We start from the raw sequence: 20,757 nt of genomic DNA, 5'->3' as shown, positions 1-20,757 counted from the left end.
TTTGGCTGTTTCCCGCGCACAGCGGGCGGTGCGCATTTCTGTACGATCCGAAACAGAAAACAAGGTGCAGTCCCAACCTCCGGGAACCCCGGAGGGGCGGAAACTGCACCTTGTGTTTCGAACAGGTTAAACCTAAGCTTTCTTGCCTTCCGGTCACCCGAAAGGAAGCAAAGTACGGCGGCTTAGCTCAGCCTAGGGAAAGAATACCCCATGATCTTTCCCAGCCTCGCGCGGGCTTTTTTCAGATGCTTTGAAGCGGTTGAGGGCGTAACACCCAATATTTCGGCAACTTCGCTAACGCTCTTCTCTTCAAAATACCGGAGCCGTACACAAGCCTTCTGCCTTTCCGTCAATTCCCCCTCCATCGCGCTGCGAAGAACCCGCAGCATTTTTTTGCGTTCCGCCCCGTCGTCGTCCGTCTGGATCGGAACATTCAGCCTGTCCCCAAAAAGGTCAAGGCTTAAATTGTTTTTCCTTCTCATCGTCTCGCCCCGCTTTGCGTTAAATACCGGCCGGTATGCAGACAGTCCAAGTACATATCGTTCAGCAGCGCGGCCCTGCGGTATAGCTGAGCGGCTGTTTCATGGTCCGCGGTTCGGGCCATCTTTCGCAAAGGAACCAGCCGCGCCTTCAGCTTTTCTGCTTCTTCCAAATAATTCATTCCCCACTCCTTATAATTCATAATACTCCTTTCAGTTTCCCCGGTGTGACCTAGTTGTCAACCAGTGTTCTCTAATTTTCATATTATCCAAGGAGAATCATAATTGCAATGCATTTTCTTGTGGGGATTCATTTTTCCCGGGTCGGTGTGACAAAATTGTCACACCGGTTTCTGTTTTTCCTATATTTTTGCTTTTGCGGTCTTGTTTCTTAAGAATAAAAATGGTAGAATATTGGGGAAAAACGGACGATATGGAGAAAGCGCGGAAAGGGGAAACCAGAATGGGCGGCGTGGGTTCTCTTTGCATTATAGTGGGGCTTTTGATTTTATTGCATTCCTTCGGCAGGTTTAACCGTAATCGTCAGCATTTTCGTTGATAAAAAAGAAGGGAAGTTTCCGCTTTCCCCTTTATAGAAAGAAAACCTCCGGCTACCCGGAGGTTTCTTTTTTATCTCTTAACTTTTTAAAAAAATCCCGCAGTACCTGCGCACATTCCTGTTCCAACACACCGCCTACCAGCTCGGGCCTATGGTTGTACGGCAGTTCAAACAGGTTCACAATGGAGCCGCAGGAACCGGCTTTTCCATCCTTTGCCCCGTAAACGACACGCGGAATCCGCGCGTTGATAATCGCCCCGGCGCACATGGGGCACGGCTCCAGCGTTACAAACAACTCGCACTGCCAAAGCCGCCATCCGCCCAGAAGGGTGCACGCCCTGTGAATTGCCTCCAGCTCGGCATGACACAGCGCGTTTTTCCCGTTTTCGCGGCGGTTGCGCCCCGCGGCGATAATCTGGTCATCCTTCACAATCACCGCGCCGACCGGGACCTCGCCTTCCTCTGCCGCCGCGTATGCGTATTTTAAAGCCTCCCGCATAAAGGCTTCGTCCCTGCCCGTCATTGTGTCAGCGTATATACGGAGGACAGAAAAGCGTAAATCAGCAGGACGATTCCTCCGAAATTCAAGAACAGCGTCTTTATCTTTTCCGGCGTGCGGAACACCGGGTTCACCGCGCCGCCCTGAAAGAAGTTGCGATCCTTCGCCCAAAGATAGACCAGCGAACCGATTCCCAAAAGCACGGCCGCGCCGAACACCACATTATTTACATAGCCCATCGTAGTTTCCCCGTAAAGCCGTTGGACAACGGTGAGCACAAAGGAAATCGCATTGTTGCAGAAATGAATCAGTATGGACGGCAGAAGGGAATCCGTGCGCACATCCACCAAAGCCATCACCAGTCCGGCGATAAACGCAAACACAATCTGCACCAAATTCCCGTGGAACAGGCCGAACAGCAGAGCGGAACCCACAATGGCGAAACCGTCGCCGAATTTCCGCAGGCTTTGCAGGACAATTCCCCGGAAGATCAGCTCCTCAACAATCGGAGGGGCGACCGCTATGGTAATGAAGAACAGAACCAGTACCGCCGGGTCGTCCGTCAACGGCATGGAGAGATCGGTGTCAAATCCAAACATATTTTCAATATTAGAAATAATACTGGCGGGTATGTTCGCAAGCATGCATACTGCCACGCCGAAAAGGACACACGCGCCGGTTTTCAGAAAGCCGTTTTTTTGAAACGGGAGCACCTCCGCAGGCGGAATGCGGAAAATGGATAAATACAAGAATGCGGGGATCGCCAGCCCGGCTGAATACGTTACGCCGTTCAACAGATAATACAATACCGGCGTAAAGCCGTGGAAATCCGGGTTGGTGTAATCGGCCGTATAGCCGACCGCATTTAAATACACCCTGCCGACGATGGAAATCGCATAGAGAAAAACTGTCGATGCGATCAGCATCCAGCACAGGGCGTTCGATGTTCGTTTTAACTGACGCTTTTCATCCTGCGCCATCATATACAGCGAAGGGTCGAAATATGGATTGTACGGACCGTAAGGTGAACCAATCATAAAATACTCCTTTATGTTATCCCTATGTTATCCCTGTTTCCACACATTTGCCGCTATAAAGCAGACCGCGCTCGGAAAACTCCGGGCGCGGACTCATACCCAGCGGGTGCCCCCTTTTTTCGGACTACCCGCGTTTTGGCGTCCCCGGCGCGATTCGAACGCGCGGCCTTTCGCTTAGGAGGCGAACGCTCTATCCTGCTGAGCTACGGAGACATATCAGAATTTCGGGTGGGGCAACGCGCCGGCTCCCCTTGTAAAAGCGGCGCTTTTGGAAAGGGGGACAAGCAAATAACTTATTTATTATAAAATATCGCAGCGGGTTTGTCAATTCTTCCTTTTCGCGGCACCCTCTGGGGTATCCATAAAAAAGCCCCGGATCAGCATGACTAAGGAAAGGAGGGACACCAGAATGATCAGATTCGGAAGAATCGTCATGGTCGCATAATCGACCATCTTTGTTTTCGCCGCAGAGTAAAAACACGCGGAAGCCGTCGCATAAAACGCACTTAAGATAATCCCGGCCTCAAAGTTTTTCCGCTCCTTCAGCACCAGAAGCAAAACGATAACCGCCGCCGGGAAAAGGCCGGCAAAAATCATATAAAACCGCGCGTCGTCGGCAAATCCCATCCCCGCGTAGCGATCCATCATGCGGAACACGCTCAGCGTTGCGTCGTCCTGGTTCTTCGCGCTCCCAATGATGGTACCCGCCGGAAGGAACAGCGCCCCGATTAAAAACAATTGCAGCAGGATAACAATTCCCTTGACCTGTTTCTTACTCATAGCGTACACCATCCCATAAAAATTCCGAAAATCAAAATTTTAATCATTCTAACATTCCTTTTAAATAAGGAACCAAGCAAAGACAGAGGCCCCATTCCGTGCTTCGCAGCACTTTTTTGGATCCTTTTTATAAGCTTATTTGTATTCATTAGCATATTCCATGTTCTTCTATTTGTCAAGCAGCGGATTTTCCCGCATACGCTCCGTCGAAGCGTGCAGTAAGCCTAAAACAAAGCGCCGGCAGGTAAAGGAGTAAAGGGGGGCGTTTGAGCATGTTAAAGAGGAAGTCCTCGTTATCAATACAGAACCCCCAGCCACAGGAAATCCCGCGGTTGGGGGTTCTTCATTCCTGCCCGCTGAGCAGGCAGGGCGTATTTCAATTTAAGAAACGAGAAACTTATTTTGCTCTCTTTTCTTTAACAGCAGCCTGTGCAGCGGCCAAACGTGCGATCGGCACGCGGAACGGTGAGCAGGAAACATAATCGAGGCCGGCCTGATGGCAGAACTCGACGGAAGTCGGGTCGCCGCCGTGTTCGCCGCAGATGCCCAGGTGGATTTCGGGTCTTGTCTTGCGGCCGAGTTCAACAGCCATCTTAACAAGCTTGCCAACGCCATTCTGGTCAAGGTGTGCAAACGGATCGGACTCGTAAATCTTGTTCTCATAGTAGTAGTCGAGGAACTTGCCGGCATCGTCACGGCTGAAGCCAAAGGTCATCTGGGTCAGGTCGTTGGTGCCGAAGCTGAAGAATTCGGCTTCCTTGGCAATTTCGTCAGCGGTCAGAGCGGCGCGCGGAATTTCGATCATGGTACCGACCTGATATTTCAGATCAACGCCGGCCTCCTTAATGATCTTGTCCGCTGTCTCGGTAACAACATCCTTAACAAACTTCAGTTCCTTTTCCTCGCCTACGAGCGGAATCATAATGCGTGGCTCAGTCTTGAATTCCGGATGCTTCTTATTCACAGCAATTGCTGCGTTAATAACCGCCGCTGTCTGCATCCTTGCAATTTCCGGATAGGAAACGGCAAGACGGCAGCCGCGATGACCCATCATCGGGTTAAACTCATGCAGGCTTGCGATAACATTCTTAAGGTCTGCGACGGTGATATTCAGCTCGCCGGCGATCTCCTTAATGTCCTCTTCCTTGGTCGGGAGGAACTCGTGAAGCGGCGGATCGAGGAAGCGGATAATAACCGGACGGCCCTCCATGACTTCGTAGATGCCCTCAAAGTCGCCCTGCTGATACGGCAGGATGCGTGCAAGCGCCTTTTCGCGCTCTTCCGTCGTCTTCGCAACGATCATCTCGCGCATTGCCTTAATGCGCTGGCCCTCAAAGAACATATGCTCGGTACGGCAAAGGCCTATGCCCTGCGCGCCGAATTCCTTGCCCTGCTTTGCGTCTCTCGGGGTGTCCGCATTGGTGTAAACTTCAAGCCTGCGGACAGAGTCGGCCCACTTCATAAAGCGGCCGAAATCGCCGGAAATGGAAGCTGCAACCGTCGGGATTGCTTCCGCGTAAATATTGCCGGTGGAACCGTCAATGGAAATATAGTCGCCCTCTTTAATGGTCTGGCCTGCGAGGGTGAATTTCTTTGCGTCGTAATCAACAACGATTTCGCCGCAGCCGGATACACAGCAGGTGCCCATGCCGCGCGCAACAACAGCCGCGTGGGAGGTCATGCCGCCGCGAACGGTCAGGATACCCTCTGCAACTGCCATACCTTCAATGTCTTCCGGAGAAGTTTCCAAACGGACGAGAACAACCTTCTCGCCTCTTTCATGCCATTCTTTTGCGTCTTCCGCAGAGAAGACAACCTTTCCGCAGGCAGCTCCCGGGGAAGCAGCAAGGCCCTTGCCGATTGCCTTGGCCTTCTTCAGAGCCTCGGCATCAAACTGCGGATGGAGCAGAGCGTCGAGCTGCTTCGGCTCAACTCTCAAAACAGCCTCTTCCTCGTCAATCATGCCTTCGTCAACAAGGTCAACGGCGATTTTCAGAGCAGCGGCAGCTGTTCTCTTGCCGTTTCTGGTCTGAAGCATATAGAGCTTGCCGTTTTCAATGGTGAACTCCATATCCTGCATGTCTTTATAGTGCTTTTCAAGTTTATCTGCAATTTCAGCAAACTGATTATAGACTTCCGGCATATCCTGCTTGAGGTGGCTGATCGGGAAAGGTGTGCGGATACCCGCAACAACGTCTTCACCCTGCGCGTTAATGAGGTACTCGCCGAACAGAGCTTTTTCACCGGTGGCCGGGTTGCGGGTAAACGCAACGCCTGTGCCGGACTTCTCGCCGGAGTTGCCGAAAACCATCGCCTGTACGTTAACGGCGGTGCCCCAATCGTAGGGGATTTCGTTCATGCGGCGGTATACGTTTGCACGGGGGTTGTCCCATGAACGGAAAACAGCTTTTACAGCTTCCATAAGCTGAACCTTCGGATCGCTCGGGAACTCCTCGCCCTTCTTCTCCTTATAGAACGCCTTAAACTTCTGAACGAGTTCCTTCATGTCGTTCTCGTCCAATTCAATATCCTGTTTTACGCCCTTCTTTGCCTTCTGCTCGTCGATGATTTTTTCAAACTCCGACTTCGGCAGTTCCATAACAACGTCAGAGAACATCTGGATGAAACGGCGGTAGGAGTCGTATGCGAAACGCGGGCTGTTTGTAATTTTCGCAAGACCCTCGACAACGGTATCGTTCAAGCCGAGGTTCAAAATAGTGTCCATCATGCCCGGCATGGACGCACGCGCGCCGGAACGGACGGAAACAAGAAGCGGGTTCTTCGGATCGGCAAATTTCTTGCCGCAGATCGCTTCCATTTTTTCAAGGTATTCATAAATTTGAGCCTGGATTTCCGCGTTGATTTCGCGGCCATCTTTGTAATACTGGGTACAGGCCTCTGTGGTAATTGTAAATCCCTGGGGGACAGGCATGCCGAGAACGGTCATCTCAGCTAAGTTTGCACCTTTTCCGCCTAAAAGCTCTCTCATTTTGCCGTTGCCTTCGGAGAAAAGGTAGACATACTTGTGGCTCATGAAAAGTACCTCCTATAATCAGTTGTAATATCGAGCTATTTTAATATAATAATTCTTTAACAATCGCTCAAAGTGTATTATAGCAAAAACATTTGAAAATTACCATATGTTTTCTTAGAAAACCAACTGATATTTTAAATAAAATTAAACAAAATCCCAGTAACTTTCACAAATCCTGGACAAAACTTAAATTTTTCCTTGAAAATTCTATTTCTTATGAGATAATAGAGATAATAGATAGATTAAGTTAAAATGTTATTATTATGCTCTGATGCATCGCAATATATTCACGGAGGAAAGAACATGCCAGAACAATGCTGCGCTGTCATTCTTGCCGCCGGCGAGGGGAAACGGATGAAATCCAGCCGTCCCAAGGTGCTTTCGCCGGTACTTTTCAAACCCATGCTGCAATGGGTTATCGATTCCGCCGAAGAAGCCGGTGTTTCCAGCATCTGCGTCATCACCGGCTATATGCACGAAAAGGTGGAACAATACCTTTCCAGTCTTGACAATACCGGCGTAAAAATCAGCCATGCTTTTCAGGCTGAGCGCAAGGGCACCGGCCACGCCGTCATGATGGCGGAAGAGTTCCTGCGCGCACACCACGGGAAAAGCGTATTGATTTTAAACGGCGACGCGCCGTTTGTAAACGCAAAGGTTATTGAGGAAGCGCGCCGGGCCCATACGGAGAACAGCAACGCGGTTACCGTGATTTCCGCCGTGTTGGACGACCCGACCGGCTACGGCCGCATTGTACGCGATCCCCAAACCCACCTGCTCCGCGCCATTGTGGAACAAAAGGACGCGGACCGCGAAACCCTGTCCATCTGTGAAATCAATTCGGGCGCCTACTGGTTTCAGGTAGACGACCTTCTAAGTATCTTAAATAAAATTCAAAATAACAACGCCCAGGGGGAATACTACCTTCCCGACGCGGTCAAGCTATTGATCGAAAGCGGCAAAAGGGTCGCGGCGCACACCACCAGCGAAGCCAACGCCGTACTGGGCGCAAATGACTGCCTTCAATTAAACGCCTTGAATTCCATCGCGCGCGAAGAAATTCTTTCCCGGCACATGAAAAACGGAATCGAAATTCCCTGCCGCGACGGCGTCATGATCGGCCCGGACGTAAAAATCGGCAGCGATACCTGCATTTTACCCGGCACCATTCTGCGCGGCAAAACCGTTATCGGTTGCGGCTGCACGGTGGGGCCGAATTCTTTTGTCTCAGACTGTACTGTGGGCGACGGCGTATGCCTGCGTTATGTGCAGTGTGAAAACAGCGTAATTGAGCCAAATCAGGCGGTAGCGCCTTTTTCGGTTATAAACCACTGAGAGAATATTTAGGGGGATATGCAAATGAATTTTCACGGCAAGGATATTAAAATTTTTGCTGCAAATGCGAGCCAGCGCGTGGCAAAACAGATTTCGGAGTGTTTGGGGCTTCCGATGGGAAAAAGCGACGTTAGCACCTTCAGCGACGGCGAAATTTCTCTTTCCCTATTTGAATCGGTTCGAGGCTCAGACTGCTTTATCGTTCAGTCCACATGCGCCCCGGTCAACAACAACCTGATGGAGCTTCTCATCATGATTGACGCGATGAAACGTGCTTCTGCCGCCCGTATCACGGCCGTTATGCCGTATTTCGGCTATGCGCGCCAAGACCGCAAAGCCAAGGCCCGCGACCCGATTTCAGCAAAGCTCTGCGCCGATCTGATCACGACTGCGGGTGCAGACCGTGTGCTGACCATGGATTTGCACGCACCCCAGATACAGGGCTTCTTCAACATACCTGTTGACCACCTTCTCGGCGCGCCCATCCTTTCTTCTTTCCTGAAGGAACGCATCGGCGACAAAACCGACGAATACGTCATTGTTTCCCCCGACCTCGGCTCCGTTACCCGCGCCCGCAATTTTGCAGCGCGCATCGGCTGCCCGCTTGCCATCGTGGACAAGCGCCGCCAAAAGGCCAATGTATGCGAAGTCATGAACATTATCGGGGACGTAAAGGATAAAAGGGTTATCCTTGTCGACGACATGATCGATACCGCGGGAACGCTCTGCAACGCCGCCTGCGCGATCATGGAAAAAGGTGCGAAAGAAGTCATCGCCTGCGCGACCCACGCCGTTCTTTCCGGTCCAGCCATCGATCGCATCAAAGAAAGCGTGATCAAGGAGTTTATCCTGCTCGATACGATTCCGCTGCCACCCGAAAAGCAGCTCGACAACTTCACGATCCTGCCCGTCGCCCCGCTGTTCGCAGAAGCGATCGAGCGCATCTACGAGGACAAACCGGTTTCCCCCATGTTTGTCTGATAAATAAAAAAATATAATTTTAAAAATTGAATGGTGGGGTGGATTTTCCATCCCGCCCTATTCTTATCCCTGCGCGTTCCATCGCGCACCGCCGAAGGCGCATCCCGGCCGTCGGGAATCTCCTTTCCGCCGGCGGTTCCCTCGTCGCAAAGCGAAAAGTAGAAAGGAGCTTCCTTTTCAACCCGTCTAGGAAAGCGGCGGAACGCACGCTACTGCGTATACTGTGCGCCCGGCTCGAGGGCAAAATGAGGTGATAGCAATGTTTCCGAATCTGTTTGCAGCAAAATCCGAACCCGCCGGCCAGATCGAATACCTTATTGTAGGCCTTGGCAACCCGGGTTCGAAATACGAAAATACGCGCCATAACGCAGGGTTCATGGCGCTGGATTATATTGCGGAAAAGTTCGGCGTGCGCGTCGACCGCGTAAAATTCAAGGGGCTTTGCGGAACGGGGCTGATCGGCGGTAAAAAGGTCCTTTTGCTAAAGCCTTCGACCTATATGAACCTGAGCGGGCAGAGCGTAACGGAAGCCATGCGCTTTTACAAGCTTCCGCCCGAAAAAACAATCATCCTATACGACGACATCTCGCTTGATCCCGGACGCATGCGCATCCGCATGAAAGGCAGCGACGGCGGTCAGAACGGCATGAAAAACATCATTTACCTGAGCGGGAGCGACCGTTTCCCGCGCATTAAAATCGGCACCGGCGCAAAGCCGAGCCCTGAATGGGATCTGGCGGACTGGGTGTTGTCCAAGTTCAATGAAGCGGACCGCAAGGCGGTGTATGAGGCAATCGACCATGCATGCTCCTCGGTGGAGCTGATAGTGCAGGAGAGAGCCTCCGAAGCCATGAACAAATACAATTCCTAGTATCCTGTAACACCGCTTCCTAAAGAATAGTGTTATAAGATACTGGCGAAGCATATACTATATAATAAAATCCTGTAGAAAACGGAATTTGTACCTACAAAAATCACAGCCGTACAAAGGGGATTCCATGAAATTTCTCACGAATGCAATCAGCGGGCTGAAAGAATTCCAAAGTCTTGAAGCCGCAGTAAAAACCGGCGCGCTTCCCGCTGCGGTAACCGGGATTTCCGGTATTCACAAAGCCAATATCATCTATTCGCTCTGCGCAAAATTACAGCGCAGGGCTTTTGTTGTTGCCGGCGATGAAAGCGAAGCGCAGCGCCTTTGCGACGATCTGAGCGCCATGGGCATGAAGCCGCTGTTCTACCCCGTGCGCGATTTTTCCTTCCGCGACACAGCGGGAAGCAGCCACGAGTACGAGCACCAGCGCCTGCAGCTGCTGGAACGTACGCTCAGCGGCGAATGCGACGCAGTTGTCTGCTGCCTGGACGCGGCGTTACAGTACACCATACCGCCAGACGAACTGAAAAAGCGGACGGTTTCGCTGAAAACCGGTCAATCCATTCCCATGGAGCAGGTCTTGGACGCCCTGAACCGCTGCGGCTATGAGCGCGCCGATCAGGTGGACGGAACCGGGCAGTATTCGCAGCGCGGCGGTATTCTGGATATTTTCACGCCCGACGCGCCGAACCCGGCAAGGGTGGAATTCTGGGGCGACGAAATCGACACCATTTCCCTGTTTGATCTGGAAACGCAGCGCCGCACCGAAACCATTTCGCAAGTCACGGTCACGCCCGCCGTAGAAGCGCTGATCGATGACCCGGGGCTGTTGGCGCAAAAAATCGGGGAACTCGCTTCTTCCCTGCGCGGCAAGGCCGCACCGGCCGCAAAAGCTGTCTTGGCGGAGCAGGCGCAAAAGCTGGAAAACGGCCTGCACCTCGGCTGCGCCGATAAATATATTTCCCTGTTATACCCTTCGACCGCCACACTGTTCGATTACATGACGCCCGACACCCTGCTGTTTGTCAGCGAACCCGCGAAGGCAAAGGAGCGCATGCGCAGCACACTCTGGCAGTGGGGCGAAGACGTGAAAGCCCTTCTCGCGGACGGCACGCTCTGCCGCGGGCTGGACACCTTCGGCGGCGACTGGGATTACGCGCTGGAACGCTTTGCGCGCGGCGCCGTTTATCTGGACACCTTCGTGCGCGGCAGCTACGACACGCCTGTGCGCACCCTTCTGAACATGACCGCACGCCAGCTTTCCGTCTGGGGCGGCAGCACCCAGCTTCTGGGTGAGGATGTGCAGAATATGCTGGCAAGCAAATGGGCATGCGTCGTCCTTGTCGGCAATGAACGCGCGGCGCAGACCGCCGTCGCGGATTTACAGGCGCAGGGCATTCCCGCCGCCTATGTGGAGCATCCTGAAAAGGTCGAGCGCGGAACCGTAGTGGTTACCTCCGGCGCGCTTTCCGCCGGGCTGGAGTATCCGGGCGCGTTTTTCGGGCTGATTACCCATGGCCGCCTGATTTCCTCCCCGAAGAAAAAAGCAAAGCGCAGCAAGAACAGCCAGGAAATTTACAGCCTTGCCGAGCTGGTACCCGGCGATTATGTCGTTCATGCGGCGCACGGCATCGGCGTATTCGAAGGAATCCACAAAATCGATATGCACGGCGTCGTAAAGGATTATATTAAATTACGCTACGCCAAAAAAGATACCCTCTATGTCCCGGTTACCCAACTGGACATGGTCTCCAAATACATCGGCCCACGCGAGGACGCGAACATAAAGCTGCACCGCCTGGGCGGCGCGGAGTGGCAAAAGGCCAAAGCGCGCGTCCGCGCGGCGGTTAAAGACATGGCAAAAGAGCTGATGAAGCTTTACGCCGAACGGATGCAGACAAAGGGACATGCATTTCCTCCTGACAACGAATGGCAGCGCGATTTCGAGGCGCATTTTGAGTTTGAGGAAACCGAAGCGCAGCTCCGCTGTATCGAAGAAATCAAAAGCGACATGGAGCGGGAAGCGCCCATGGACCGCCTGCTCTGCGGCGACGTCGGCTTCGGAAAGACGGAAGTCGCCCTGCGTGCGGCGTTCAAATGTATCACCGACTCCAGACAGTGCGCCATGCTCGTCCCGACCACCATCCTTGCGTGGCAACACTACCAGACGATCACCAAGCGTATGGAGGGCTTCCCCGTTAAAATCGAGCTCCTTTCGCGTTTCCGCACCCCAAAGCAGCAGGAGGAAATCCTCCGCCGGTTAAGCCGCGGGGAAATCGATATGATTATCGGCACGCACCGGCTGGTTTCCAAGGACGTACAATTCCACGACCTCGGCCTCGTCATTATCGACGAGGAGCAGCGTTTCGGCGTTGCGCAAAAAGAGAAGCTGAAGGCTCTGTGTAAAAATGTGGATATCCTTACCCTTTCAGCCACGCCGATTCCGCGCACGCTGAACATGGCGCTGTCCGGCATCCGCGACATGAGCCTGATTGAGGAAGCGCCACACGACCGCCACCCGGTACAGACCTATGTCCTAGAGCACGACAACGGCCTGATCGCCGAAGCCATCCGGCGCGAACTTCGCCGGGGCGGGCAGGTTTACTACCTGCACAACGACGTTGCGACTATCGAGCGCACCGCCGCCCGTTTGCAGAAACAGATTCCCGAAGCGCGTATCGGCTTCGGCCACGGCAAGATGAACGAACAGGAGCTTTCTGAGGTCTGGCGCCGCCTGATTGAACACGAAATCGACGTTCTTGTCTGCACCACCATTATTGAAACCGGCGTGGACGTGCCGAACGCCAATACATTAATTATCGAAAACGCGGATCGCATGGGGCTTTCCCAGCTTCACCAGCTCCGCGGGCGCGTGGGGCGTTCCAGCCGCCGCGCCTATGCATACCTAACCTTCACACCCAACAAGGTGCTGACCGAAATTGCGCAGAAGCGCCTTTCCGCGATCCGTGAATTTACGGAATTCGGCTCCGGCTTCAAGATCGCCATGCGCGACCTGGAAATCCGCGGCGCGGGCAATATTCTGGGCGGCGAACAGCACGGGCATATGGAAGCCGTCGGCTACGATATGTACCTGCACCTGCTCGCCGAAGCGATCAGCCGCGAAAAGGGCGAAACGCCGCAGGAATACGATCAGGAATGCCTTGTAGACATGCAGGTACAGGCGCATATTCCCGAAAGCTATATTTCGAACCTCAGCCAGCGGCTGGAAATTTACCGCCGCATCGCCGATATCCGCACGCGCGAAGACGCGCTCGACGTAACCGACGAGCTAATCGACCGCTTCGGCGACCCGCCGGAGAGCGTAAACGGCCTGATTGAAATTGCTCTGCTCCGGAACCTTGCTTCCCAACTTGGCATCTATGAAATCAAGCAGCAGAACGACGTGCTTCTGCTTTACAAGAAGCAGATCGACATGAAGCAGGTCAGCGCGCTGATTTCCGCCCTCCATTCCCGCGTGATGCTCAACGCGGGCGCCAAGCCGTATATCAGCGTAAAAATCGAACCAGACGCCACGCCTTTGGACACGCTTACTGAAATTCTCGACGTAATTCAAAATGGCAGCTAGCGGGCTTGGTATTTTTTATCCTGTATGCAAAATGCGACAGTTTTTCGCTGGACAAGTCTATTTTATTCATGTATAATAATAAAATTGGTTATGCTAAAAAAGTTCGCGTGTTTACCATCTAGGAATTTCGCGCGCAAGCGTATGGAGGTAACTATGATAAAAATTTTGAAAAAGGGCGTTGCCGTCCTTCTCGCGTTTATTATGGCGGCAAGCACCGCAGCGTGTGCCAGCACCGACAAAAGCTGGGCAATGAAAAACAACAGCTTAACCGTTCCGATCGGCGTGTACATCTACAATCTGTATTCTGCATACCAGAGCGCGAATACCTTGAAAAAAGACCCAACCAAACCGGTTCTGGACCAGAAAATCGAAAACAAAAGCGCCGAAGAATATATCAAGGACAAGGCGCTTACCTACACCAAAATGCTTTTGGTTCTGAACGATAAAATGAAAGAACTGAATCTGTCCCTTACGGCGGAGGAAACCAAGACGATCAGTAGCGTCACCGATGCCCAGTGGGAACAGGCAAGTTCCACTCTCGAAAAATACGGTGTTTCAAAACAGTCATTTAACCTTGCCTATGCGGATTTTTACACCAAATACCAGAAGGTCTTTACCGCGCTTTACGGCAAGGGCGGCAAGAAAGAAGTTCCCGATTCTGAACTCAAATCGTATTTTGAAAAGAATTACACGGACTTCTCTTTTATTGCAAAATCTCTCTATAATACAAAATCCGACGGTAGTGTAACCCCGTTTACGGATCAGGAAAAGGCCGCCGTGAAAAAGCAGTTTGACGCTTACGCCGCAGAGGTTTCTTCCAAAAAGAAAACGATGAAACAGATTGCCGACGAATACAAGGCCGCTTCCAAACAGACCACCGAGCAGCTTCAGGAGGCAACCGAAAACCTGAACACAAGCACCAGTTACCCGGCGGATCTGAAAACCTTGCTGGATTCCATGAAGCCGGGCGAAGTAAAATCCGCTGAAATTTCCGGCGCTTTCCTCGTTGTCATGAAGAATGATATTACAAAAAAGACCAAGGACGAACTCAGCATGGAAAGCTCCCGCAATAACCTTCTGGCGGAAATGAAGGCAGAGGAATTCTCCAAGGATCTGGATAAGGCGGCGCAGTCCTACAGCAACGTCACCTTGAACCAGGCGGCGATCGATTCCTACAAGCCATCCATGTTCGTAACCGAAACGTCTTCCGCCGCTCCTGCGGCTTCCACAGCGTCCGCAGCTTCTTCCGCTGCCGGTACGGCTTCCACAGCTTCTAAGTAAAGAATAACCGCAAAGCGCCGGGGCGAAACCCCGGCGCTTATTTCTTTTTTCTTCTCGGATAAGGTTCCTTTACATCTGTCAACCCCACAAGGTAGTCGATACTGGTATTATAAAAGTCCGCTAATTTTACCAACACCGGAATCGGAATGTTTAATTTTCCCAGTTCGTAATCCGAATATTCCAATCAAATAACGGATGTTATAAACGAATTAAAGGTAGTGCATCAGGAAACCAAAGAAATGTATATTTTACAGGACAAAAGGAAAAATTGACTTTTTAATATAGCACCACCGTGCTGCCCTGGAAGGCGCAGCGGCATTCGTAGCTTTTCTGCTCACCTGTCTGCACATCATAAATAGAATTGAACTCAAACGAATCCTTTTCGTCCGAAAGGATATAGCGCGCAAGGATGAACCGGTCGTCCACACAGGCGAGGAACTCGCCCAGCTCCTTGCTGTATTTCGCGTGGATTTCCGAATTCAGGACACCGTCCACCTCGTAATTATCCTCGTCCTCGGTGATGCGGTAAACCCGTGCGCCGTTCACGTCAATATAGAAGGAAGCAGGCTTTTCGTCCCCTTTCAGGTTCAACTCCGCCGCCACCGTCTTTTTCCCGGTCATCTTGTTGTAAGCGCAGAGCCGTTGATCACCGGTGGGGAAATATTTCGCGCGGAAATACAGGTTTTCCGGATCCATTCCAGCGTAACGCACCAACCCGCAGGTTCCCGCGCTTAAAATCAGCTCCAGCGGCGCACGTTCCTCTCCGTTTTTCACAGCGATTATAAAATCGAAAAGCGGACAGAGCCAAACGTTGTCGTTCACGTTGTCGCCCAACCAGCGCCTGTTCTTATAGCATTTTTCCTTTTCCGCTTCGTCCCCATGGGGCAGAAGCACTAAAAGCTGAACCTCCCCGTCCCGTGTGAAAGGGATCAGGCCCATGCTGTCCGCATTGCAAATGCGCGGGTCGCGCACATAGTAGTACTTTTCTTCGTCCAGATCGTATAAATACGAAATCTTCGAGAAACCCGTCAGCTTTTTGTAAGCCCGGAACATATTCTGGTGCTTTTCGTTTTCTACGGTATAAAGGATGAGGTGGTCCTCATCCAGCGCTGTACAGTCCAAAAAGCTCCCGAGAAAATTCAGCTTCGCCATGGTTTTTTCCTCGCCGGTGTGCTTGTCGATGCGCAGAATCCAGGCTTCGCTTTCTCCGCTTTCCATCACAATGATGATATGGTCGGGGAAACAGAAAAAATGCTGGACAAAGGACGGATTGCTGAGTATGTAGTTGGTTACGATTCTTTCCCGCCGCGTAACCCGGTTATATTCTAAAATGAAGAGGCTGTTATGACCCTCTTCCTTTTTTTCTTCCGCATAATAAATATAATTGTCGCTGATTTCAATCAGCATGTCATTACAGTTTGCAAAGACATTGCGCAGGTCCACAACCTTCAAATTGATCCCTCCTGTTTTGTCCTTAATTATAGCATAAAAAACGGATCGGTTGCTTTCATTTTGTCGGATTGATGATATAATGATGATTGATACAATTCGTTGCCCATCCGGTCTGCAAAAACGGAAATTTTTCATAAGCTGGCGATAACATTGTTACAGGAAAGACACGGGAATCTTCTGGAAGTGAATATCCACGGTATGACCGTGGAAGAAGCAAAGCGCAGCTTGGAACAGCTTCTGAACCGGGCCGACGCAAAGGTCACAGAAATACGGGTCATTCACGGGTACAACAGCGGGCAGGCATTGCGCGACATGGTGCGCCTGCGGCTGAAGCATCCTCGCATTGCCGCGAAGCTCATCTGCCTGAATCCGGGCGAAACACGCATCCTTCTGCAGAAAAGGAAATAGCCGCGCGGGAAGCGGCAAAACGGCACTATGCGCCCGCTTTTCCCGGGAAATACACCGATTCGACCGGCTGTGCGCAGAAGAACCATTCTTCTGCGTCGGCCAGCTATTTTTTATATTCTTCAATCTTAAAACGCGGCCGCGCCTTTACTTCGCCGTAAATCTTGCCGATATACCCGCCCACAACGCCAAGGCACAAAAGCTGGACGCCGCCCAAAAACCAGACGCCGCAGAACCCTGCCGTTATAAAGGAACGGACTACCAGCGCCCGGATCACGCCGATCAGGCTGACAAGGCAAAGAACCGCCCCCAACCCCGCAATCATCCGCAGGGGCTTTACGCTGAAGGAGGTTATTCCGTCCCATGCAAAAGCGATCATCTTTTTCAGCGGGTATTTCGACTCCCCGGCAAAACGCTCATGCCGGTCGTAATACACATAGTCGCTGCGGTAGCCGATCAGCGGCACAATCCCGCGCAGGAACAGGTTGGTTTCTTTATATTCGCTCAGCGCTTCCAGCGCGCGGCGGCTCATCAGGCGGTAGTCCGCGTGATTGTACACCACATCCACTCCCAGCGCCGCCATGAACTTATAAAATCCCAGCGCGGTGGTACGCTTGAAAAACGTATCGGTCTCGCGCTTGTTGCGGACGCCGTAGACCACGTCGCAGCCTTCCATGAACTTGTCCACAAACTGGTCGAGCACCTCAATGTCGTCCTGCAGATCCGCGTCTAAGCTAATGGCGCAGTCGCAGGATTCCTTTGCGGTCATCAGCCCGGCCAGCAGCGCGTTCTGGTGCCCGCGGTTGTGCGCAAGCTTAATCCCGCTCACCAGTTCGTTTTCTTCGCTGAATCTGCTGATCAGCTCCCATGTTTTGTCGCGGCTGCCGTCGTCCACCAATAACATACGGCTTTTCCGGTCGGCGCGCCCGGACGCGATCATGCCGTTGATTTTTTCCGTTAGCCGCCGGACGGTTTCCGGCAGAACCTCTTCTTCGTTATAGCACGGTATTACAAAATAGACTGTGGGCATAGCAACCTCCGATCATTTCGTTTTCAGATTTTCCGCTTGTGCGGCGGATCCTATCGTTCTCGGCAAGGGGCGTTTAATTCGGTATGTTTTCCGCCTGTGCGGATGCTTTTTATCGCAGCGTTTGGTCATAATCCAGTAGAAGGCAAGCAGCGCCGCGCCGCCAAGGGTTATCAGCGCCCCTTGCTTTAAGCCGGGCGTCGTATAATCAAAGCGGATCGTGGACTCGCCCGCCGGCACCTTCACCGCCATAAACCCAACGTTGACCTTCAGAATCTCCGCCTCCCTGCCGTTCACCTTGGCGCTCCAGCCGCCTTCCCACGGCACGCTGAAAAAGACCAGCCGCTCTTTGTCGGCGTTGATTTTCGCGGTGAATCCGCCGTTGTCTCGTTCAAAGGAAGAGCATGACTCGGCTTTTCGGTTCAGGCAGTCCTCGAAATAGGCCTCCTGTGAAAAATCGGATTCCAAAAAATTGTCATCATGCTTTAGAATGCCGGTTACTTCCCTCACATCCTCGTTTTCCACCACCAGCGTTTTTAGCAGAAGCAGATGCCGGTTTTCCTTTTCGACCTGCTCGTATTCCGAGCGGGTGATGTAGGAATCGTAACTGAACCCCATGGGAATATAATACTGATTCTGGTAAATCTTAAACCCGTTCTGCGAAGCGTAATAACGCCAGCCCGGCATGGCCGGTGCGTTCGTATCCGTTTCGCCTACGGCAAAGTCCTTGCCGCTCAAAGCCGGATCGAAAAGCCAGCGGCAGCTTGTCAGCCCGCGCAGGCCGTAATACTTCGTTTCCGGGCGGGAACCCACATCGCGCTGTACGCCAACAGAGGGGTAGAATTCCATGATGGAACCGGGAACAATACTGTGGAACGCCTGAATGGTCGGGATCTGCCAGAACATGGCCTGATTGTCCATCCCATCGTAAACGTCAACGCGGCAGTTCCTGGTATCGGGCAGGTGGATATCCGCGCCGCCGTTGAGCGAATAGGGGATGATTTCCTTGTGGGCGTCGTCGCTCTGGGTTTTGCCCAACGCGATGAAGAACAGCGCGTAAACAAAGGAGATTGCCGCCACGCCGCCCATGCAGCGGCGGATAAACCCTTTTTTGTCGCGTTGATAATATTTGAAGATAATCGTCAGGAGGAGCAGGCTTACCATGGCGATGGCAACATAGGACCAGAAGCGCGTCGGGTAATCCTCCAGCCCGAACGTATAGGTTTTTTTGCCGTCCTGATCGGTGGATTTCACCATCAGCCCGATCGGCAACGCGATGCCGAGGGTAATGCCCATCGTCCATTTAATTGAGCTTTTCCAGTCAATGCACGCCCGCTGCAACGCAAGAATCGTCGCGAGGCTCATCATCAAAGTCAGCATATAGAACCAGCGCGCATAATAGGAAGCGTTAAAAAGCTGGAACGCGGAATTCAGCACCGGGACAAAGGCCATCAGGTACAGGATTCCCAACAGGGTTTTCAACCAATGCTTTCTCCGCATTTTTAAAAAGCCGATTACGCCGGTCATGCTGAACAGCGGCAGCCACGCGCCAAGCGAGGCCCATTTTGCCTCTGACTTCGGGGTAAAGTTCGGCCGCGCAGGGATATCCGGCGGGAAGAAGAAACATTCTAGAATATGGACGTACCGCTGGTTCCAGTCGTAAAGCAGCGCGTTCCAGCCCTCCGGCGGGTCGTTCACGCGCGGGTTCTGGATTACGGCGAGCACGGTCGGCACTAGCAGCACACAGGCGCACAGCACCCCGATGACCGCTTCGCATACCAGCAGCAGAAAATCGCGCAGCGTAATTTTCCAGTTCCCGCTGAACAGCCGGGTAAAGCCGTAAAGCAGCGTAAAAACAACCTGTCCCACAAAAAAGTAATAATTCACAAAGCAGCAGGCAAACACGGTGACCGCGAAAAGCCCCCTGCGCCTTTTATACATGTATTCGTCCAGCGCCCACAGCATGAGCGGGAAAAATACGATGGCTTCATGAAAATGGTTAAAAAAGATATTGTAAATCGAAAATCCGGAAAACGCGTACAGCATGCCGCCGATGACCGCATAATCCTTGTCCTCCACATACCGCTGCAAATAAAGGTATCCTGTCAGCGAAGCGCAGCCGAATTTCAAGATTAGCAGCGGGCCCATCAGGTACGGCACCGCCGCGCTCGGGAACGGGATGGTCAGCCAGAAAAACGGGCTTCCCAAAAGGTAAAACGAGTACGATCCGATGAAATTCGCGCCCAGGTCCGTTGTCCAGTTCCAGCCGATGTTCCCGCTGCGGATCGCGTCGTGGCACATTCGGTAGAAGGGCACCTGCTGCACATTAAAATCGCCGTAGAATAAAAAATAGCCGTTGTCATAAAGTATAAACGGGATGAAAAAGAGAAAGGACACTGCAAGGCCGTATAAAAAAGCCTTCAGATAGTAATTCTGTTTTCCTTCGCGGGTCAGTATGCTGGTCAAACTGTCGCCTCCGTTTAACAGCAGCGCACATGAGAAAACCGCCTGTGCTGCTTATGAAGTAATCAATCCATATTATAACACACGCTTTTGTTGGAACAAAGCGAATTTAATAAAACCGACCACGCTTCTTGCAAAATTTACGTTTTATTAGTATATTATAAATAATTCGTTTACTATTTATTATCGCCGCCCATTTCGGCGGATTTCCTGTCTTCCCCACTTGTTTCGGGGTAGTTTTGCTGCAAAATCGGGAAGTATATTTAAGGATTACAGGGGGATTTCGGATGTTCCATTTTTATGCGGTGCTTTCTCGCATGAAATATATTAACCGCTGGGGCCTGATGCGCAACACGCGCGAGGAAAACCTTTGCGAACACAGCTTTGAAACCGCTGTTATCGCCCACGCGCTGGCAGTACTTCGCAACACCCGCTTCGGCGGAAATGTAAATCCGGAGCGTGCCGCGCTCCTCGCGCTTTACCACGACGCGACCGAGATCCTGACCGGCGACCTTCCCACCCCGGTAAAATACTATAACCCGGAAATCCGCTCCGCCTACGCCGAGGTGGAAAAAACCGCCCGGAAAAAGTTGCTGAGCCTTCTGCCGGCTGATTTAAAGCCAGGTTACGAAGCCATCCTTGCCGCGAACGGCGAGAGCGACCGCAAGCTTCTCCCTCTTGTAAAAGCGGCGGACAAGCTTTCCGCTGTTATCAAATGCATGGAGGAAAAAGGGGCGGGCAACAGCGAATTCGCCAAGGCGGAAGTTGCGCTCCGCCAGGCCGTTGCCGATATGCACCTTCCCGAAGCGGACTGTTTTGTAGAGGAATTCCTGCCCTCCTATCAACTCACGCTGGACGAGCAGGATTGAATTGGGAATCTGTTTACAAATAAATTCTTTTAAATAATTATTTTATCGATGCAACAGAGTATAATGAATCGGTTATCGTAACAAAAATTGCCGATTAAG

At 52.1% G+C, this 20,757-nt stretch carries 16 protein-coding genes, 1 tRNA gene and 1 pseudogene; 7 read left to right on the top strand and 11 right to left on the bottom strand.

The window, feature by feature from the left end:
• Positions 1-182: 182 nt before the first annotated feature.
• The 7 genes from CAGA_RS05540 to ppdK all read right to left on the bottom strand — a co-directional run bounded on the left by CAGA_RS05540 (position 183) and on the right by ppdK (position 6,388).
• Positions 183-482: an RNA polymerase sigma factor gene (locus CAGA_RS05540; RefSeq protein ID WP_135658659.1), complete on the bottom strand. Its 300-nt coding sequence runs from the start codon at positions 480-482 to the stop codon at positions 183-185.
• Positions 479-661 carry a hypothetical protein gene (locus tag CAGA_RS05535; protein ID WP_243112952.1) on the bottom strand — a complete coding sequence of 61 codons (183 nt, stop codon included), beginning with the start codon at positions 659-661 and terminating at the stop codon, positions 479-481. The genes CAGA_RS05540 and CAGA_RS05535 overlap by 4 nt, the downstream gene beginning before the upstream one ends.
• A 429-nt stretch (positions 662-1,090) precedes the next feature.
• The gene (tadA, locus tag CAGA_RS05530; protein WP_135658655.1) at positions 1,091-1,561 is read right to left on the bottom strand and encodes a tRNA adenosine(34) deaminase TadA; all 471 of its coding nucleotides are present in this window, start codon (positions 1,559-1,561) and stop codon (positions 1,091-1,093) included.
• Positions 1,558-2,574 carry a CPBP family intramembrane glutamic endopeptidase gene (locus CAGA_RS05525; RefSeq protein ID WP_135658652.1) on the bottom strand — a complete coding sequence of 339 codons (1,017 nt, stop codon included), beginning with the start codon at positions 2,572-2,574 and terminating at the stop codon, positions 1,558-1,560. The genes tadA and CAGA_RS05525 overlap by 4 nt, the downstream gene beginning before the upstream one ends.
• A 136-nt stretch (positions 2,575-2,710) precedes the next feature.
• Positions 2,711-2,787, bottom strand: a tRNA-Arg gene (locus tag CAGA_RS05520).
• A gap of 111 nt (positions 2,788-2,898) precedes the next feature.
• Entirely contained in the window at positions 2,899-3,354 is a 456-nt protein-coding gene (locus CAGA_RS05515; RefSeq protein WP_135658650.1) for a hypothetical protein, read from the bottom strand.
• Positions 3,355-3,751: 397 nt separating this feature from the next.
• Positions 3,752-6,388, bottom strand: a complete 2,637-nt coding sequence (gene ppdK, locus CAGA_RS05510; RefSeq protein ID WP_135658647.1) for a pyruvate, phosphate dikinase — start codon at positions 6,386-6,388, stop codon at positions 3,752-3,754.
• A 303-nt stretch (positions 6,389-6,691) separates the two neighbouring features.
• Between ppdK and CAGA_RS05505 the strand changes: the two genes are divergently transcribed.
• From CAGA_RS05505 to CAGA_RS05485, 5 genes are all read left to right on the top strand, one after another.
• Positions 6,692-7,723 carry a sugar phosphate nucleotidyltransferase gene (locus CAGA_RS05505; RefSeq protein ID WP_135658644.1) on the top strand — a complete coding sequence of 344 codons (1,032 nt, stop codon included), beginning with the start codon at positions 6,692-6,694 and terminating at the stop codon, positions 7,721-7,723.
• Positions 7,724-7,747: 24 nt separating this feature from the next.
• Complete coding sequence (locus CAGA_RS05500) at positions 7,748-8,704, top strand: ribose-phosphate diphosphokinase (RefSeq protein ID WP_135658642.1); 957 nt, start codon at positions 7,748-7,750, stop codon at positions 8,702-8,704.
• A gap of 259 nt (positions 8,705-8,963) precedes the next feature.
• Positions 8,964-9,575 (top strand): aminoacyl-tRNA hydrolase, encoded by a 612-nt coding sequence (gene pth / locus CAGA_RS05495; RefSeq protein WP_135658639.1) that lies wholly within the window; start codon positions 8,964-8,966, stop codon positions 9,573-9,575.
• A gap of 127 nt (positions 9,576-9,702) precedes the next feature.
• Positions 9,703-13,161, top strand: a complete 3,459-nt coding sequence (gene mfd, locus CAGA_RS05490; protein WP_135658636.1) for a transcription-repair coupling factor — start codon at positions 9,703-9,705, stop codon at positions 13,159-13,161.
• Positions 13,162-13,314: 153 nt separating this feature from the next.
• On the top strand, positions 13,315-14,442 hold the full coding sequence (locus CAGA_RS05485; protein WP_135658633.1) for a peptidylprolyl isomerase: 1,128 nt from the start codon (positions 13,315-13,317) through the stop codon (positions 14,440-14,442).
• 37 nt (positions 14,443-14,479) lie between these two features.
• On the opposite strand, the pseudogene CAGA_RS05480 reads toward CAGA_RS05485, so the two are convergent.
• Positions 14,480-14,620, bottom strand: a pseudogene (locus tag CAGA_RS05480) (helix-turn-helix domain-containing protein); the annotation flags it as partial.
• Positions 14,621-14,718: 98 nt separating this feature from the next.
• Positions 14,719-15,885 (bottom strand): hypothetical protein, encoded by a 1,167-nt coding sequence (locus CAGA_RS05475; protein ID WP_243112955.1) that lies wholly within the window; start codon positions 15,883-15,885, stop codon positions 14,719-14,721.
• A 159-nt stretch (positions 15,886-16,044) separates the two neighbouring features.
• On the opposite strand from CAGA_RS05475, the gene CAGA_RS05470 reads away from it, so the two are divergent.
• The gene (locus CAGA_RS05470) at positions 16,045-16,302 is read left to right on the top strand and encodes a Smr/MutS family protein (RefSeq protein ID WP_135658624.1); all 258 of its coding nucleotides are present in this window, start codon (positions 16,045-16,047) and stop codon (positions 16,300-16,302) included.
• A gap of 103 nt (positions 16,303-16,405) precedes the next feature.
• Here CAGA_RS05470 and CAGA_RS05465 read toward each other — a convergent pair whose 3' ends face one another.
• Together CAGA_RS05465 and CAGA_RS05460 are read right to left on the bottom strand one after the other, a co-directional pair.
• Complete coding sequence (locus CAGA_RS05465) at positions 16,406-17,329, bottom strand: glycosyltransferase family 2 protein (protein ID WP_135658621.1); 924 nt, start codon at positions 17,327-17,329, stop codon at positions 16,406-16,408.
• Between the two features lie 12 nt (positions 17,330-17,341).
• Complete coding sequence (locus CAGA_RS05460; protein WP_135658618.1) at positions 17,342-19,792, bottom strand: YfhO family protein; 2,451 nt, start codon at positions 19,790-19,792, stop codon at positions 17,342-17,344.
• Between the two features lie 284 nt (positions 19,793-20,076).
• Here CAGA_RS05460 and yfbR point away from each other — a divergent pair, with 284 nt between their 5' ends.
• Entirely contained in the window at positions 20,077-20,658 is a 582-nt protein-coding gene (gene yfbR / locus CAGA_RS05455) for a 5'-deoxynucleotidase (RefSeq protein WP_135658615.1), read from the top strand.
• The last annotated feature ends 99 nt before the right edge of the window (positions 20,659-20,757 follow it).

The organism is Caproiciproducens galactitolivorans (assembly GCF_004768785.1).
Lineage (GTDB): Bacteria > Bacillota > Clostridia > Oscillospirales > Acutalibacteraceae > Caproiciproducens > Caproiciproducens galactitolivorans.
This window is presented reverse-complemented; position numbering and strand designations above follow the sequence as displayed.

Coding starts and splice junctions, on each gene's coding strand:
- CAGA_RS05540 (WP_135658659.1), bottom strand. CDS start 482: ATGAGAAGGAAAAACAATTTAAGCCTTGACCTTTTTGGGGACAGGCTG.
- CAGA_RS05535 (WP_243112952.1), bottom strand. CDS start 661: ATGAATTATTTGGAAGAAGCAGAAAAGCTGAAGGCGCGGCTGGTTCCT.
- tadA (WP_135658655.1), bottom strand. CDS start 1,561: ATGACGGGCAGGGACGAAGCCTTTATGCGGGAGGCTTTAAAATACGCA.
- CAGA_RS05525 (WP_135658652.1), bottom strand. CDS start 2,574: ATGATTGGTTCACCTTACGGTCCGTACAATCCATATTTCGACCCTTCG.
- CAGA_RS05515 (WP_135658650.1), bottom strand. CDS start 3,354: ATGAGTAAGAAACAGGTCAAGGGAATTGTTATCCTGCTGCAATTGTTT.
- ppdK (WP_135658647.1), bottom strand. CDS start 6,388: ATGAGCCACAAGTATGTCTACCTTTTCTCCGAAGGCAACGGCAAAATG.
- CAGA_RS05505 (WP_135658644.1), top strand. CDS start 6,692: ATGCCAGAACAATGCTGCGCTGTCATTCTTGCCGCCGGCGAGGGGAAA.
- CAGA_RS05500 (WP_135658642.1), top strand. CDS start 7,748: ATGAATTTTCACGGCAAGGATATTAAAATTTTTGCTGCAAATGCGAGC.
- pth (WP_135658639.1), top strand. CDS start 8,964: ATGTTTCCGAATCTGTTTGCAGCAAAATCCGAACCCGCCGGCCAGATC.
- mfd (WP_135658636.1), top strand. CDS start 9,703: ATGAAATTTCTCACGAATGCAATCAGCGGGCTGAAAGAATTCCAAAGT.
- CAGA_RS05485 (WP_135658633.1), top strand. CDS start 13,315: ATGATAAAAATTTTGAAAAAGGGCGTTGCCGTCCTTCTCGCGTTTATT.
- CAGA_RS05465 (WP_135658621.1), bottom strand. CDS start 17,329: ATGCCCACAGTCTATTTTGTAATACCGTGCTATAACGAAGAAGAGGTT.
- yfbR (WP_135658615.1), top strand. CDS start 20,077: ATGTTCCATTTTTATGCGGTGCTTTCTCGCATGAAATATATTAACCGC.